Raw genomic sequence first — 15,628 nt, 5'->3', positions numbered from 1 at the left:
TGACAGAACCCCGGTCCTGCCGCATGAGCCGAGCGTGGGCTCGGCTCTACAGAGGGCACGCCTGCCGGTCAGCGGGACTTCAGGGCCTCCAACAACGCGCTGTTGAACTGCTTGGGGTCCTGCACCTGCGGCGAATGGCCCAGTTCGGCGAACTCGACCAGCGTCGCGCCGGGAATCGCTGCGGCTGCTGCTTTGCCCAGCACCGGATAATTGCCCAGCGTCGCCTTCACCGCAGGCGGCGCCAGGTCGCGCCCGATCGCGGTGCGGTCCTTCTGGCCGATGAACAGCGTGGTCGGCACCTGCAGGTGCTTCAGTTCGTAGACCACCGGCTGGTTGAACACCATGTCCGAGGCCAGCGCCTGGCTCCATGCAACGGCCTGCTTGCCCGGGCCTTCGTACATGCCCGACTGCATCCGCGCCCACGGTTCGTAGGCCGGTTTCCATTTGCCGTCGTAGTACACCTCCAGCTGGTAGCGACGGATGCTGTCATAGCTGATGTTCATTTCGCCGGCGTACCACGCGTCGACGCTGCGCCAGGGGACGCCCAGCGCCTTCCAGTCCTCCAGCCCGATCGGATTGACCAGCGACAGGCTGCGCAGGTCCTGCGGGAACATCAGCGCGTAGCGCACCGCCAGCATGCCGCCCATCGAATGACCGACCAGGTGCACCGGGACGTCACCCAGTTGCAGCTGTTGCAGCAGGGCATGGGTGTTGGCGGCCAGCTGCGCGAACGAATACTGGTAACGCTCGGGCTTGCTGGATTTGCAGAAGCCCACCTGGTCCGGGGCGATCACCCGATAGCCGGCGGCGACCAGTGGCTTGATCGATTCCTTCCAGGTGGCGGCACAGAAGTTCTTGCCGTGCAGCAGCACCACCACGCCGATGGGTGCCTTCTTCGGCGCGATGTCCAGGTAGGCCATCTCCAGCGGCTGCCGCTGCGATTCCAGCGCGAAGGTCTTCACCGGATAGCCGTAGTCGAAACCCTCCAGCCGAGGCCCGTAGGTGGGGGCGGCCAGGGCGGCCAGCGGAAGGCAGGCAAGCAGGGCGGCAGCGATCACGCGCATGGGGCAATCCGGGGTGGGGAAGCCCCGAGCCTAACCGGAACGCGGTGACGGTGTCGCCCGTTCGGGCAAGGGTGACCGGGTAGAGTCGACTGTTGGTCGACTGCTCTTCCCTCAGGCCGCGGAAATCCCGCGCTGCGCGCGATGGTCGACTGACAGTCGACTCTACCTGTGGCCCGTCGCCATCGCGCCGGAGCCGGTCGCCCTCAGCACTCGATGACGTTCACCGCCAGGCCACCGCGGCTGGTTTCCTTGTACTTGTCCTGCATGTCGCGGCCGGTATCGCGCATGGTCTTGATGACCTTGTCCAGCGACACCTTGTGCTTGCCGTCGCCACGCATCGCCATGCGCGAGGCATTGATCGCCTTCACCGCGCCCATTGCATTGCGCTCGATGCAGGGAATCTGCACCAGGCCGCCGATCGGGTCGCAGGTCAGGCCCAGGTTGTGTTCCATGCCGATTTCCGCGGCGTTCTCGATCTGGCTCGGGTTGCCCCCCAGCGCCGCGACCAGGCCACCGGCCGCCATCGAGCAGGCCACCCCCACTTCGCCCTGGCAGCCCACTTCGGCACCGGAAATCGAAGCGTTTTCCTTGTACAGGATGCCGATCGCCGCCGAGGTCAGCAGGAAATCGAACACGCGCTGTTCGTTGGCGCCGGGGCAGAAGCGGTCGAAGTAATGCAGCACCGCCGGCAGTACGCCGGCCGCACCGTTGGTCGGTGCGGTCACCACGCGGCCACCGGCAGCGTTCTCTTCGTTCACTGCCAGTGCGTACAGGTTGACCCAGTCCAGCGTCGTCAGCGGATCGCGCATCGCCGCTTCCGGCTTCGACGACAGCTCGCGGTACAGCGCCGGTGCACGACGGCCGACCTTCAGGCCACCCGGCAGCACGCCCTCCTCGCGGATGCCGCGGGTGACGCACGACTGCATCGCGCTCCAGATCTCGCGCAGCTGGGCGCGGATCTCGTCTTCGCTGCGCCAGCACTTTTCGTTCTCGAACATCAGCTGGGCGATGCTCAGGCCGCTGCGTGCGGTCTGTGCCAGCAGCTCGTCGCCGCTCTTGAACGGGTAGGGCAGCGGGGTTTCATCGGGCACGATGCGGTCATCGGCCGCGTCGTCCTGGTTGACCACGAAGCCACCACCGACCGAGTAGTAATCGCGGGTGGCGATCACTTCGTCGTCGGCGTTGTACGCGGTGAAGCGCATGCCGTTGGTGTGGTAGGGCAGCTTCTGGCGCTTGTTCATGCCGAGATCGCGCTTCTCGTCGAAGGCGATCTCGTGCTGGCCCATCAGCTGGATGCGCTTGCTGCTGCGGATGCGCTCCAGGGTGGCCGGAATGATGTCCGGGTCGATCAGGTTAGGCCGTTGGCCTTCCAGGCCCAGCAGGATCGCCTTGTCGGTGCCATGGCCGCGGCCGGTCAAGGCCAGCGAGCCGTAGACATCGGCGCGGATGCGCGCGACCTCGTGCAGGCGGCCCGGGTCGAGCAGCCAGCGATGGATGAATCGCTCGGCGGCCTTCATCGGTCCGACGGTGTGCGAGGAGCTCGGGCCAATGCCGATCTTGAAAACGTCGAACGTGCTGACAGCCATGGATGCCAAACTGCGGGTACCGGACAAGCGGCTATTCTAGCGGCTTGCCGGGCCATCCGATGGCTGCGGCGCAGCATTTCCGCCACGGGAGCCTGACTGGTGCTGACCCTGATCCAGCGTGACGATTGCCACCTGTGCGACCTGGCCCTGGCCGAGCTGGCCAAGGCGCGGGCGCCGGAGTTCGAATCGGTGTTCCTGGATGACCAGCCGGCGCTGGAAGCGCGCTATGGCACGCGCGTGCCGGTGCTGCGCGACGAGCGCGGCGAGCGCGAGCTGGACTGGCCGTTCGATGCGGCCACGGTGCAGGCCTGGTTGGCCGTCGATCAGTAGTGCCGGCCGCTGGCCGGCAAACCCTCTGTTCCCGGTGATGCCGGCCAGCGGCCGGCACTACCGCATGCGTTGCGATGCCCGGTGATGCCGGCCGCGGGCACGGCATCACCGGATGCGTCTTATTTCGCGTCGAACTTCACGATCGTGCTGATCGCGGTGTCGTCCGGAATGGTCTTGGTATCGGCCCAGTCACCGCCGCCGACGCCGAAGTCCAGGCGCTTGACCGTGGCCTTGCCGGTCAGCACCGGCTGGGTGCCCGGCTTCCAGGTGAAGGTCAGGGTGACCGGCTTGCTGACGCCGCGCAGTTCCAGGGTGCCATCGGCGGCGAACTGGTCGTTGCCCACGGCGCGGAAGCCCTTGGCGGTGTAACGCGCGGTGGCGAACTTGCCGACATTGAAGAAGTCGGCGCCCTGCAGGGTCGAGTCACGGTCGCTGTTGCCGCTCCTGGCGCCTGCCAGCGGAATCACCACATCCAGCGAACCGGCGGCCGGGTTGGCCGGGTCGAAGCTGAGCTTGGTGGCGAAGCCCGGGAAGCTGCCGGTGAACACTTCGCCGTCGTACTTGCTGGCGAACACCAGGATCGAGCCGGCACCGGGGGCCTGCGCATACTCCGCAGCGAGCGCCGGGGCGGTGGCCAGCATGCCGGCCAGGGCGGCGGCCACGGCGGCCGGAGTGGTCAGTTTCAGGTTCATCGGTCAGTCCTTCTGAGGGGAGGCGAGCCAGCCGCGCGGCAACATGCGGGACAGCGTTGCATCGCGCTGGAACAGGTGGTGGTAGAAGGCAGCGCCGGCATGGGCCAGCACCACCGCGATCAACAGCCAGAAGCCGTATTCGTGGAGGGCATGGGACACCGCGACGACCTGCGGGTCGGGGCCGCTCAGCTTGGGCACGTCGACCAGGCCGAACCAACGGAACGGGCGCAGGCCACTGGCCGAATCGTACAGCCAGCCCGACAGCGGAATGGCAAACATCAGCACGTACAGCAGCACGTGGGTGGCATTGGCGATGCGTTCCTGCCAGCTGGGCACGCCCGGCACCGGCTTCGGCGCACCGGCATACAGGCGCCAGCCGAGACGGAACAGCACCAGCGCCAGCACGGTGATGCCGATCGACTTGTGCGCGGTGTAGACCCAGAAGTACTTGGGCGTCTTGGGCAGTTCGCCCATGGTCAGGCCGACCACGCCCAGGGCGAGGATCAGCAGTGCGATCAACCAGTGCAGGAGCTGGCTGACACTTCCCCACGCGGCGGGGGTGTTCTTGGCGGTCATGAAGGGTCCTTGGGGGCCGTCGTGTGGTCGGAGTGTGGAACGGGAGCGGGAGTTCCCGGGGCGTCGCTGCGGTCGAGGGTGGCTTCGGCCTCGATCCGCACCTGTACCGCATCACCGATGACCCCCGGCCAGGCGGTGATGCCGAACGCGCGCCGGCTCAGCGTCGTGCTGGCGGAAAACCCGGCGGTGCGTCGGAATGGAGGGAGCGGGTAGCGCTTGAGCGCGTTGAGGGTCACGTCCAGGGTGACTTCCTGGCTGACCCCGCGCAGGGTCAGCGTGCCGATCACATGCGCACGCTTGGCGTCGATCGGTTCGACCCGGCTGGAGACGAAGCGTGCGCTGGGGAATCGCTCGCCATCGAGCAGGCTGCGGGCCAGCGTGGCCTGGTTCCACTTGGCGTCGCCAAGGTCCAGACGCGACACCGGAATGTCCACTTCCAGGGTGGCGTCGCGCCAGTTGTCGGGATCGAACAGCACGCGGCCCTCGCTGCCGGACACGGTGCCCATGGCCTGCGAGTAGCCCGCGTGATCGATGGAGAACAGCACCCGCGTGTGCACCGGATCGAGGCGATAGGTGTCGGCGGCCGCCCAGGCAGGGGCGGTGGCGAGCAGCATCGGCAGCAGGGCCAGGCAGGGACGCATCGATGGCGGGCTCCGGAAGGTGACGCTGTGATCATACGCACAGCCCCCTGCCAACGTTGCGTGCATGGCTGCAACAGTTCGTGGTGGTGCCGCCGCTGGAAACAGCCTGTTGCAGCCATGAACCCGGCCCTGTGTGACAATCGGCCCAGGACAGGGGGTTCAGGATGACGAGCGGCTGGCGCCGGTGGTGCCGTGGCATCGCAGGTATGGGACTGCTGCTGATGGCGATGGCCACGGCGGCTGCGACCCTGGACATGGCAGAAACACCGCGCCTGCGCCGCTTCGGTGCCGCCGAAGGCTTGCCGTCACGCATGGTGGTGGCGCTGGCCGAGGATCGCCAGGGCCACATCTGGGCCGCCACCGATGGTGGACTCGCCCGTTATGACGGCAACAGCCTGCGGGTCTGGGAGCACGATCCGGAACAGCCGGGCTCGCTGCCCGGCAACGAGATCGAGACCCTGCTGATCGATCCGCTGGACCGGGTCTGGGTGGGCATCAACGGCAAGGGCGTGGCCCGCCTGGATGCCGACCGCGAGCGCTTCCGGACCTTCGACACGGTCAATTCCACCTGCCAGGGGCAGTTCTGGGCGCTGGCCTATGTCGACAACGCCTTGTGGATCGGGACCAACAACCATGGCGTCTGCCGGCTTGGCGAGGACGGCAGCGTGCGCCTCTACACCCATGACCCGGCGCAGCCGGGAGGCCTGCCCAGCAACAGCATCTTCACCAGCCTGGTCGATGCGCAGGGCCGCCTGTGGCTGGGCACCGAAGCGGGCGTGGCGCGTTGGAACGGCAGCGGATTCGAGCCGGTGGCCGCGCGGGAACTGGGCACGCTGAGCGTGCTCCGGTTGAGCCGGGATGCGGAGGGTTCGATCTGGGTCGGCAGCCAGAACGATGGCCTGTACCGCATCGATGGGCAGGACCGGGTCAGTCGTCCGCGATGGGCCGACAGCGCCCAGCTGCGCTCGGCCCTGGTCCTGGCCGATCGCCAGGGGGGCTACTGGGCTGGCACCTCCGATGGCCTGTTGCGGGGGGATGCGGCGGCGCTGCGCCGGCTGGAGGGCGACCGCGGCAGCGGCTTCCTGACCGCGCACAGCGGTGTGCTCGATCTGCTGCAGGACCACGAGGGCGGATTGTGGGTGGCGCTGCTGACCCAGGGCCTGGCCTATCTGCCACCGGACTGGCGGCGCTTCTCGATCTGGAACCAGCTCGACGGCAAGCCGCTGGACAGCCAGTACCTGTTGAGCGCGGCCAGCGATGGGAAGAACTACTACGTCGGCTCGGCGCGAGGGGTGTACCAGCTCGATGCGCAGGGCACCCTGCGCCTGCTGGCCAGCGACCGGCAGCTCGGCAGCGGCGTGGTGTGGTCGGTGCTGCCGCGCCCGGATGGGCGCCTGTGGCTGGGACGCGGCGGCCGCATCACCGTCTACGATCCGGCTACCGGCGCGCTGCGCGATCTGCGGATCGATGGCAGTGCCGACCTGCGCCAGCGCATCGACCTGATGCGGCAGGCGCCTGATGGCACGGTGTGGGTGTCGGTGATGGGCCTGGACCTGCAGCAGCGCGATGCAGAGGGCCGGCTGCTGCACCGCTATCCGCTGGAGCATTTCCGCGGGACCGCCGATGCGCCGATCGAGCAGATCCGCTTCGACGCCCATGGCCGGCCCTGGGTGATGGGTGACATGGGCATCTGGCGCGAGCAGGCTGGACGCTTCGAGGCAGTACCGGGCGTTTCGCGCGGGCCCATCTACGACCTGGTGTGGATCGATCCGCAACAGTTGTGGCTGGCGCGCCAAGGCGCGTTCGAGCGCTACCAGTGGGATGGCCTGAGCCTGCGCCTCATCCAGCGCATCGACGGCAGTGCAGGCGTGCCGCCGGTCACCATGGGCGGGCTGGCGCTGGCCGGCAACGGCCAGCTGTGGGCGACGACGCCGCGCGGCCTGCTGCGTTGGGACCCGAAAACGCGGCGCCTGCAGCAGTTCAACGAGCGCGATGGACTGTCCGATGCGGAGTTCACCGGCCGGCCACCGGCAGTGAATGCAGATGGTCGCGTGCTGGCCGTCACCCAGACCGGGTTGGTTGCCTTCGATGTGAATGCCGACGACACGGTGCTGCCTTCTTCATCGCTGGTGATCGCCGAAGTGCGCGTACGCCGCGACGACGCGCGCGGCTGGCAACCGTTGCCGCTCACCGGCACCCTGTTGCTGGGACCGGATGACCGCGATCTGCAGATCGATGCGCGGCTGCTGTCCTATGCCAGCCCGCAGGGCAACCGTTACCGCTTCCGCGTGCAGGGCTATGACCAGGACTGGGTGGAGCAGGGGGGCGATGGCCAGCGCACCCTGTCGCGGCTGCCGACCGGCAGCTACGTCATCGAGGTGCAGGCAGCGACCGCCCGGGGCGCGTGGACGCCTTCGCAGCAGTTGCAGGTGAAGGTGCTGCCGCCGTGGTGGCGCAGCGGCATGGCGATCTTCGGCTACATCCTGCTGGGGTCGCTGCTGCTGGTGGTCCTGGTCTGGTCGGTCCGCGCGCGGCTGCGCCGTCGCCAGCAATGGCAGCTGACGGTGCACAAGCAGCAGCTGGCCGAGCAGGCCTCGCAGGCCAAGAGCCGTTTCCTGGCCACGCTGGGCCACGAAGTACGCACGCCGATGACCGGCGTGCTGGGCATGAGCGAACTGCTGCTGGCGACTCCGCTGGATCCGGTGCAGCGTGGCTACGCGGGGTCGATCCAGCAGGCCGGCAGCCATCTGCTGCGGCTGGTCAACGATGCGCTGGACCTGGCCCGCATCGAAGCCGGGCGGCTTGAGCTGGATCTGCGTCCGTTCGACCTGGAGGAACTGCTCGACCAGGTGCAGGGCCTGATGCAGCCGATGGCGCAGCAGCGCCAGCTGGAATTCCGGCGCGGTGAAAACCCGGCAGGGCCGGTCAGTGTCAGCGGCGACGAGATGCGCGTGCGCCAGATCCTGCTGAACCTGCTCGGCAACGCCATCAAGTTCACCGAGCGCGGCCACGTCGGCCTGGCCGTGCGCCTGGAAGAGAAGGGCGGCCTGTGTTTCGAAGTGCATGACAGTGGCCCGGGCATCAATGCCGAGCAGCAGCAGCGCCTGTTCCATCGTTTTGAACAGGCCGACGGTCCGCGCACCGCGTCGCGCTACGGCGGCAGTGGCCTGGGACTGGCGATCTGCCAGGAACTGGCGGTGGCGATGGGGGGGCGTATCGAAGTGGACAGCCAGCCTGGCAAGGGTGCGCGGTTCCGCGTGCGCCTGCCCCTGCCCTGGACGCGCCAGGCCGCCGGCACCGCGGGCGAGGTGGCGGCCCTGCCGGAACTGCCGCCGCTGCGCATCCTGCTGGTCGAGGACGACGCCACGGTGGCCGAGGTCATCGCCGGCCTGCTGCGGGTGCGCGGGCATGAGGTGGTCCACGTGCTGCATGGCCTGGGCGCGCTGTCGGAGATCGCCACCGATGGTTTCGACGTCGGCCTGCTCGATCTCGATCTGCCCGCGCTGGACGGTACGGCCATCGCCCGCCAGCTGCGCACCATGGGCTATGAACTGCCGCTGGTGGCAGTGACCGCCCGTTCCGATGCCTACGCCGAAACCCAGGTGCTGGCCGCCGGCTTCGATGGCTTCCTGCGCAAGCCGGTGACCGGCGACCTGCTGGTGGCGGCCATCGCCCAGGCGCGTGCGAAACGGCAGGCAACTGCGTGACTGTGCCGGCGCCGGGCGTGAACGGCGCGACTTTCGGTTTACCATGCCGACGCCCGCAGCGCGGGAATCATCAGGACCAGCGTGAGGAGGCAATCGGTGGTGTATCTGCGGGCGGCGATGCTGCTGCTGGTCCTCCTGTGCGGCGCGTTGCCCGCTGCGGCACAGCCGGTGCCTCCGAGCCCGCGGCAGGTGACGGTGTTCGATGGCCTGCCGTCCAATACCGTCAACCGCATGGCCGAGGACCGGTACGGCTACCTGTGGATCGCCACCAACGATGGCCTGGCCCGCTATGACGGCCGCACTTACCGCGTGTGGCGTTCCGAGGATGGACTGCGTGACAACCGCATCTGGACGGTGCTGGTCGATGCCCGCAACCAGTTGTGGATAGGCACCGAGAACGCTGGCCTGGTGCGCATGTCGGCCGACCGCCGGCAGCTGCACTTCTACGACCGCAGCAGCCAGCCGTTGATGGGCACCAACACGGTCTGGAGCCTGGCCAGCACGCCTGATGGCTCGATCTGGTTCGGTACCCACGAAGGCGGCCTGTACCGCCTGGACAGCCAGGACCGCCTGCAGCGCTTCCTGCCCGAGCCGAACAATCCGCGCAGCCTGCCTTCGTCGTCGGTGCCCTACCTGGCCACGCTGGCCGATGGCAGCCTGTGGATCGGCACCAAGCATGGCGTGGCACGCTGGACCGGGACCGACTTCGAGCGTGTCGGTACGGACATCATTCCCAGCCTGCTGATCAACGGGTTGACCGCCGAGCCCGATGGCAGCCTGTGGATCAGCACGATGGCCGGGGCCACCGTGCGCCGCCCGGATGGCCGCTTCGAGGCACCACCGTGGAAGCTGCCGCCAGGCGAGCAGGTGCTGGGCATGATGCTGCGCGACGAGCAGGGCGGGCATTGGCTGGATACGCGCACCGGGCTGGGACGTGCGGTCGACGGCCAGTACCAGACCGTGCCGCTGTACAGCGCGATCGCACGCGGTCCGGTGCGGCCGAACTGGACCGGTGCCTATGAGGACCGCGAAGGTGGCATCTGGCTGGCCAGCACCAATGCCGGGTTGTGGCACCTGCTGCCACGCTGGTGGCAGTTCTCGGTGCTGTCGCGGCTGGAGGACGACCCCAGCTCGCTGCGCAATGCGCTCGTGCTGGGCACCAGCCCGTCCAGCAATGGCGGTGTCTGGACCGTGGGCAGCCATGGCGCGCTGGACCGCTTCGATCCGAAGACCGGCAGGATCGAGCAGCACCGCACCTGGGTCAACGGCATGCACTGGCTGACCTCGGTGCGCGAGGACCGGCGTGGCCAGGTCTGGATCGGATCGACCGATGCACTGGTGCGCTACGACCCGCAACGGCGCGAACTGCGTCGTTGGGGCCGTGATGCCGGTACCGATGCGGCGATGGAAGGGGTCATCGAAGCGATGATGACCTGCGACGGCGACAGCCTCTGGTTGATGCTTCCCGCGGGCCTGCAGCAACGTGATCTCGACGGACGCCTGCGGCGCCAGCTGGACAATGGCCAGCGCGGCCTGCAGCAGGGCCAGCTCAACCTCGATGTGGAATGCGGTCCGCAGGACCATATCTGGCTGGCCAGCAGCCGTGGCCTGCTGCAGTGGCTGCCGGAAAGCGAACGCTTCCAGCCGGTGCCGGGTGCGCCGGCAACGGCCATCCATGCGTTGCATGTGGGCCGTGACGGCCAGGTCTGGTTGTCCGAGGACGGGCGCCTGTCGCGATACCGCTGGAGCCAGGGGCGGCTGGAACGGCAGGCGGTGGTCGGTGCCGAACAGGGCTATCCGGCGATCTCCGCCTCTGGCCTGGTGGTGGATGCGCAGGGCGTGGCCTGGGCGACCAGCGCACGCGGCCTGGTACGTGTCAGTGCCGATGGGCAGAGCGTGCGCCTGTACGGCGTGCACGACGGCCTGCCAAGCCAGGAATTCCGCGAGCACACCCTGATCGCAGCGGCCGATGGCCACCTGGTGGCCGGAACGGCAGCGGGCGCGGTGGTGTTCGACCCGGAGCAGGTACGGCCTTCGGTACGTCGCGCGCCACTGGTGATCGAGCGGGTGGAAGTGCGCCGCAACGAACAGGTGCTGGACATGACCCACGATGCGCCGTTGCAGATCGCCGATGGCGATCGCGACCTGCGCATCGTCGCGCGATTGCTGTCCTTTGCCGACTCGGCGTCCAATACCTACCGTTATCGCCTGGCCGGCTACGACCCGGATTGGGTTGAAGTCGGTCCGGCGGGCGAGCGCCTGTTCTCGCGCCTGGCGCCGGGCAGCTACCGGCTGGAAGTGCAGGCACGCTCGGCCGACCATGTGTGGTCGCGGGTGCAGAGCCTGGAGTTCCGCGTGCAGCCGCCGTGGTGGCGCAGCCTGTCCGGCCTGCTGGTACTGGCGTCGGTCGGGTTGCTGCTGACCAGCTGGTTCGCCTGGTTGTACCGACGCCGCCTGCAGCGGCGCCACGCCTACCAGCTGGCGCTGCACAAGCAGGAACTGGCCGAGCAGGCCTCGGCGGCCAAGACCCGCTTCCTGGCCAACCTTGGCCATGAGATCCGTACGCCGATGACCGGCGTGCTGGGCATGAGCGAGCTGCTGCTGGCTTCGCCACTGGACCCGCAGCAGCGCGGCTACACGCAGTCGATCCGGCATGCGGGCGAGCACCTGCTGCATCTGGTCAACGATGCGCTGGACCTGGCGCGGATCGAGTCCGGGCGCCTGGAGCTGCAGTCGCAGTCGTTTGCGTTGAATGGCCTGCTGCAGGATCTGGCGGCGCTGATGGGCCCGCTGGCTGCACAGAAGGGCCTGCGCTTCGTCCTGGACAACCAGCTGCCGCCGGGCCTGCAGGCGACCGGTGATGCCATGCGCGTGCGGCAGATCCTGCTGAACCTGCTGTCGAACGCAGTGAAATTCACCAGCCGCGGCACCATCACCCTGCATGCACGTTGCGATGGCGAGCTGCGCGCGCTGCATTTCGAGGTACGTGATACCGGCCCGGGCATCAGCCAGGAACAGCAGCAGCGCCTGTTCCGACGCTTCGAGCAGGCCGATGGTGCACGTACGGCAGCGCAGTACGGTGGCAGCGGCCTGGGCCTGGCGATCTGCCGCGAGCTGGCACAAGCGATGCAGGGGCGGATCCAGGTGGAGAGCCAGCTGGGCCGGGGCACCTGCTTCGGCGTCACCCTGCCGTTGCCACTGGTGGTGGACGGTGACGCCGAGGTGTCCGCCGAGGGGCATCGCGACGATGCGGCGAACATGCCACCGCTGCGGGTGCTGCTGGTCGAGGACGATGCCACCGTGGCCGATGTGGTGCGGGGGTTGTTGAGCGCACGCGGCCACGAGGTGGTGCATGCCGGCCATGCGCTGGCGGCGCTGCGCGAGATCAGTGCCGGCGATTTCGACGTCGGCCTGCTGGATCTGGACCTGCCCGGCCTGAGCGGCTTCGAACTGGCCCAGCACCTGCGTAACCAGGGCTACATGCTGCCGCTGCTGGCGGTGACCGCGCGGACTGATCCGGACCTTCAGCAGCAGGTGGAAGCGGCCGGCATCGGCGGCTTCCTGCGCAAGCCGGTGACCGGTGAACTGCTGGTGGAAGCGATCGCCAGGGCGATGGGCAGGTAGGGTTTATTGCAGGGCTTGCAGTCCTGCACCTGCAGAATCAATGTCAACGTCAAAAGCCCGCCTTCGACAGTTTTCCGCGATCTGTCGGAGCTCGGGGTCGGATCCCGTTGCTGCGCAACGGGCTCTGACCCCAATCTGGAATTCGATATCTGACAGATGTGTCGACCAAGGTCGACACCTACCAACAACCGCGCGTTCCAACAGTCGCCGTTACCCACAGCCGCGTGAACCTGTCAGAGGTGGGGCGGTGTGGGCTTGCAGGACCGTTGGCGCCATGGATGGCGCCATCGAGTCCCCATGGGTGAGGGCGCTTTGCTTGCGAAGCACTGCTTCGCAAGCGCCCGAACGCGCAGCCGCCGGCGGCTGGGCCGGACCGCGGAGCGGGATTTACGGCGTGTCCTGCAAGCCCGCACCGCCCCGCCAACTCACGGAATGCTCGCTGTTGCTGTTGCCGGCCAGCGGCCGGCACTACCGCAGGTGCAGGGCCGCAGGCCCTGCCGAACCCCCTTCACTCCGCGACGTGCTCGACCTGCCGCGGTTCGGGCTTGGTGTCGGGCAGCTGCCAGAAGATCATCGTCGAGGTCAGCGTGATCGCGCCCACGCACAGGAACGTGGCATGCAGCGCGGCGGTGGCGCTGTTGCTGTCCAGGTGGTTGCCGAACGCGGCCAGCAGGCTGCCGGCCGCAGCAGCACCAAAGCCGGCGGCCAGCATCATCACCATCGACAGCAGGCTGTTGCCGGAACTGGCGAACTCACGGTCCAGATCGCGCAGGGTCACGGTGTTCATCACGGTGAACTGCAGCGAATTGACCGCGCCGAAGAACGCCAGCTGCAGCAGGCGCCAGGCCAGGTGCTGGCCGGGTGTCATCAGGATGAAGCTGGCCATCGCCAGGCCGACCAGCACGGTGTTGACCATCAGCACGCGGCGGTAACCGAAGCGCTCGACCAGCCTCACCGCCAGCTGCTTGGAGACCATGCCGGCGGCCGCTACCGGCACCATCATCAGGCCGGCATGCATCGGGCCCAGGCCGAGGCCGACCTGCAGCAGCAGCGGGATCAGCATCGGCATCGCGCTGCTGCCGATGCGCGAGAACAGGTTGCCGAGAATGCCGATGCGGTAGCTGGGCACGCGGAACAGGGCCAGCGAGAACAACGGTGCGGTCGAGTTGGCGGCGTGCAGCCAGTAGCCCACCAGCGCGGCCAGGCCAGCCACGGTCATCAGCATCACCAGTGCGTGTGGCGTACCCAGGCCGGAGATGCCGTCCAGTGCCAGCGACAGCACCACCATCGCGAAGGCCAGCATGACGTAGCCGCGCAGGTCGAAGCGGGTGCGGTGGCTGGCGTAATGGTCGGGCATGATCTTCATCGCGGCGATGAAACCGATCACGCCGATCGGCAGGTTGATCAGGAACACCCAGTGCCATGAGGCGATCTCGACCAGCCAGCCGCCCAGCGTGGGGCCGATCAGCGGGCCGACCAGCGCGGGGATGGCGATGAAGCTCATCGCGCGCAGGAAATCCTCGCGGGGCACCGAGCGCATCACCGCCAGCCGGCCGACCGGCAGCAGCATCGCACCGCCGATGCCCTGCAGCACGCGCGCACCGACCAGCTGGTGCAGGTGCTGGGCCAGCGCGCAGGCCAGCGAGCCGAGGGTGAACAGGATGATCGCCACCAGGAAGGTGCGCCGGGTGCCATAGCGGTCGGCGATCCAGCCCGAGGCGGGAATGAAGGTGGCCACCGCCAGCGCATAGCTGAACACCACCGACTGCATCTGCAGCGGGCTCTCGCCCAGGCTGGCCGCCATCGCCGGCAACGCCGTGTTGACGATGGTCGAGTCCAGCATCTGCATGAAGATCGCCAGGGACACCAGCCACAGCAGGGGACGCTGGCGGTTGTAGGTCGATGGCGATGTGGACATGGGGTGCGGCCGGTGCAGCGTGGGGGCCGCCATGATCGCGCACTGCGGGTCACGGCGCGATCAAGGTCGCGCCGTACCTGCCTGCGGAATGCTCAGCGTTGGCTGTGCGCGTGCACTGCGTCGACCAGCACCTGTACATGCGCCGGGTCCATGTCCGGCGACATGCCATGGCCGAGGTTGAACACATGGCCCTCGCGCGAGCCGCCGTTGCCGGCGGCATAGGTGTCGAGCACGCGCGCGGCGGCCGCGGCGATCGCATCCGGCGAGGCGTACAGCGTGGTCGGGTCGAGGTTGCCCTGCAGCGCGACGCGGCCACGGGTGCGGCGCATCGCCTCGTCCAGGTCCAGCGTCCAGTCCAGGCCGAGTGCATCGGCGCCGGTCTGCGACAGCGCTTCCAGGTGCAGGCCGGTGCCCTTGCCGAACAGGATCAGCGGCGTGCGCTCGCTGCCTTCGCCGCGCTCCAGCCCCTCGGCAATGCGCTGCAGGTAGCGCAGCGAGAACTCGCGGTACATCGACGGCGACAGCACGCCACCCCAGGTGTCGAACACCTGCAGCGCCTGCGCACCGGCGGCGCGCTGCGCGCCGAGGTAGGCGATCACGGCGTCGGTGGTGACCTCCAGCAGGCGGTGCAGGGCCTGCGGATGGTTCAGTGCCATGGCCTTGATGCGCGCAAAGTCCTTGCTGCCACCGCCTTCCACCATGTAGCAGGCCAGTGTCCACGGGCTGCCGGAGAAGCCGATCAGCGGTACTTGGCCGTCCAGCTCGCGGCGGATCAGCCGTACCGCATCCATCACGTAGCCCAGGTCCTGTTCCATGTCCGGCACCGCCAGCCGGGCGATGGCGGCTTCGTCACGCACCGGGTGCCGGAACTTCGGGCCTTCGCCTTCGACGAAGTACAGCTCCAGGCCCATCGCATCGGGAATGGTGAGGATGTCCGAGAACAGGATGGCCGCATCCAGCGGGAAGCGGCGCAGCGGCTGCAGGGTGACTTCGCAGGCAATCTCCGGGGTCTTGGCCATGGCCAGGAAGCTGCCGGCCTTGGCCCGGGTCGCGCGGTATTCCGGCAGGTAGCGGCCGGCCTGGCGCATCAGCCAGACGGGGGTGCAGTCCACCGGTTCGCGGCGCAGGGCGCGCAGCAGGCGATCGTTGCGGAGAGGGCTGGTCACGATGGGCATTCCTTGGACGGGAGGAGCAGCGGCGTCAGTCGCCGTGCGAAAGGATCTGGAAGCCGCGATGCAGTTCGGCATCACGGGCCTTCTCGAAGGCGTGGCGGGCGTCGTCGGCCTGCAGGAACAGCTCGCGCCGCAGCTGCGAGCGGCTGCCGACACGGCCGCTCTCGCGCAGCAGCTCCCAGCCGCCGAACAGGTCCGGCAGCAGGCTCAGGCGCAGGAAGCGCGGTGCCTGCGCGCCGGCATCGGGATGTTGCAGGTAGACGTGCATGGCGCCGATTGTAGCGGGGCCAGGGTGACCCCGGCCGCAACGCGGCCGGC

The 15,628-nt window shown here is 68.3% G+C and carries 11 protein-coding genes; 3 read left to right on the top strand and 8 right to left on the bottom strand.

Annotation, left to right across the window (positions count from 1 at the left end; translation table 11 throughout):
* Positions 1-68 precede the first annotated feature (68 nt).
* Positions 69-1,064 (bottom strand): alpha/beta hydrolase, encoded by a 996-nt coding sequence (locus QP609_RS15805; protein WP_164077909.1) that lies wholly within the window; start codon positions 1,062-1,064, stop codon positions 69-71.
* Positions 1,065-1,267: 203 nt separating this feature from the next.
* Positions 1,268-2,650, bottom strand: a complete 1,383-nt coding sequence (locus QP609_RS15800; RefSeq protein ID WP_006464040.1) for an L-serine ammonia-lyase — start codon at positions 2,648-2,650, stop codon at positions 1,268-1,270.
* A gap of 99 nt (positions 2,651-2,749) precedes the next feature.
* Here QP609_RS15800 and QP609_RS15795 point away from each other — a divergent pair, with 99 nt between their 5' ends.
* On the top strand, positions 2,750-2,980 hold the full coding sequence (locus tag QP609_RS15795; protein ID WP_014648059.1) for a glutaredoxin family protein: 231 nt from the start codon (positions 2,750-2,752) through the stop codon (positions 2,978-2,980).
* Between the two features lie 119 nt (positions 2,981-3,099).
* On the opposite strand, the gene QP609_RS15790 is transcribed toward QP609_RS15795, so the two are convergent.
* Genes QP609_RS15790 through QP609_RS15780 form a run of 3 tightly spaced genes read right to left on the bottom strand, consistent with a single transcriptional unit; the run spans position 3,100 to position 4,889 of the window.
* The gene (locus QP609_RS15790) at positions 3,100-3,672 is read right to left on the bottom strand and encodes a YceI family protein (protein ID WP_014648058.1); all 573 of its coding nucleotides are present in this window, start codon (positions 3,670-3,672) and stop codon (positions 3,100-3,102) included.
* A gap of 3 nt (positions 3,673-3,675) precedes the next feature.
* Complete coding sequence (locus QP609_RS15785; RefSeq protein ID WP_134809180.1) at positions 3,676-4,248, bottom strand: cytochrome b; 573 nt, start codon at positions 4,246-4,248, stop codon at positions 3,676-3,678.
* Positions 4,245-4,889, bottom strand: a complete 645-nt coding sequence (locus QP609_RS15780; RefSeq protein ID WP_014648056.1) for a YceI family protein — start codon at positions 4,887-4,889, stop codon at positions 4,245-4,247. Before QP609_RS15780 ends, QP609_RS15785 begins: the two co-directional genes overlap by 4 nt.
* Positions 4,890-5,053: 164 nt before the next feature.
* Here QP609_RS15780 and QP609_RS15775 point away from each other — a divergent pair, with 164 nt between their 5' ends.
* Positions 5,054-8,596 (top strand): ATP-binding protein, encoded by a 3,543-nt coding sequence (locus tag QP609_RS15775; protein WP_197621460.1) that lies wholly within the window; start codon positions 5,054-5,056, stop codon positions 8,594-8,596.
* Between the two features lie 96 nt (positions 8,597-8,692).
* Positions 8,693-12,220, top strand: coding sequence for a hybrid sensor histidine kinase/response regulator (locus tag QP609_RS15770; protein WP_046432011.1), 3,528 nt, complete (start codon positions 8,693-8,695; stop codon positions 12,218-12,220).
* A gap of 508 nt (positions 12,221-12,728) precedes the next feature.
* On the opposite strand, the gene mdtD is transcribed toward QP609_RS15770, so the two are convergent.
* From mdtD to QP609_RS15755, 3 genes are all read right to left on the bottom strand, one after another.
* The gene (gene mdtD / locus QP609_RS15765; RefSeq protein ID WP_014648053.1) at positions 12,729-14,138 is read right to left on the bottom strand and encodes a multidrug transporter subunit MdtD; all 1,410 of its coding nucleotides are present in this window, start codon (positions 14,136-14,138) and stop codon (positions 12,729-12,731) included.
* Positions 14,139-14,230: 92 nt separating this feature from the next.
* Positions 14,231-15,313, bottom strand: a complete 1,083-nt coding sequence (gene hemE, locus QP609_RS15760; RefSeq protein ID WP_053495221.1) for a uroporphyrinogen decarboxylase — start codon at positions 15,311-15,313, stop codon at positions 14,231-14,233.
* A 25-nt stretch (positions 15,314-15,338) separates the two neighbouring features.
* Positions 15,339-15,578 (bottom strand): WGR domain-containing protein, encoded by a 240-nt coding sequence (locus QP609_RS15755; protein ID WP_014648051.1) that lies wholly within the window; start codon positions 15,576-15,578, stop codon positions 15,339-15,341.
* Positions 15,579-15,628: the final 50 nt, after the last annotated feature.

Origin of the sequence: Stenotrophomonas sp. 8(2023) (assembly GCF_030345295.1) — a bacterium.
GTDB lineage: Bacteria > Pseudomonadota > Gammaproteobacteria > Xanthomonadales > Xanthomonadaceae > Stenotrophomonas > Stenotrophomonas muris.
The sequence above is the reverse complement of the archived record's forward strand: the minus strand, read 5'-3'. Positions and strand labels throughout refer to the sequence as shown.

Coding starts and splice junctions, on each gene's coding strand:
- QP609_RS15780 (WP_014648056.1), bottom strand. CDS start 4,889: ATGCGTCCCTGCCTGGCCCTGCTGCCGATGCTGCTCGCCACCGCCCCT.
- QP609_RS15785 (WP_134809180.1), bottom strand. CDS start 4,248: ATGACCGCCAAGAACACCCCCGCCGCGTGGGGAAGTGTCAGCCAGCTC.
- QP609_RS15800 (WP_006464040.1), bottom strand. CDS start 2,650: ATGGCTGTCAGCACGTTCGACGTTTTCAAGATCGGCATTGGCCCGAGC.
- QP609_RS15775 (WP_197621460.1), top strand. CDS start 5,054: ATGACGAGCGGCTGGCGCCGGTGGTGCCGTGGCATCGCAGGTATGGGA.
- mdtD (WP_014648053.1), bottom strand. CDS start 14,138: ATGTCCACATCGCCATCGACCTACAACCGCCAGCGTCCCCTGCTGTGG.
- QP609_RS15805 (WP_164077909.1), bottom strand. CDS start 1,064: ATGCGCGTGATCGCTGCCGCCCTGCTTGCCTGCCTTCCGCTGGCCGCC.
- QP609_RS15755 (WP_014648051.1), bottom strand. CDS start 15,578: ATGCACGTCTACCTGCAACATCCCGATGCCGGCGCGCAGGCACCGCGC.
- hemE (WP_053495221.1), bottom strand. CDS start 15,313: ATGCCCATCGTGACCAGCCCTCTCCGCAACGATCGCCTGCTGCGCGCC.
- QP609_RS15790 (WP_014648058.1), bottom strand. CDS start 3,672: ATGAACCTGAAACTGACCACTCCGGCCGCCGTGGCCGCCGCCCTGGCC.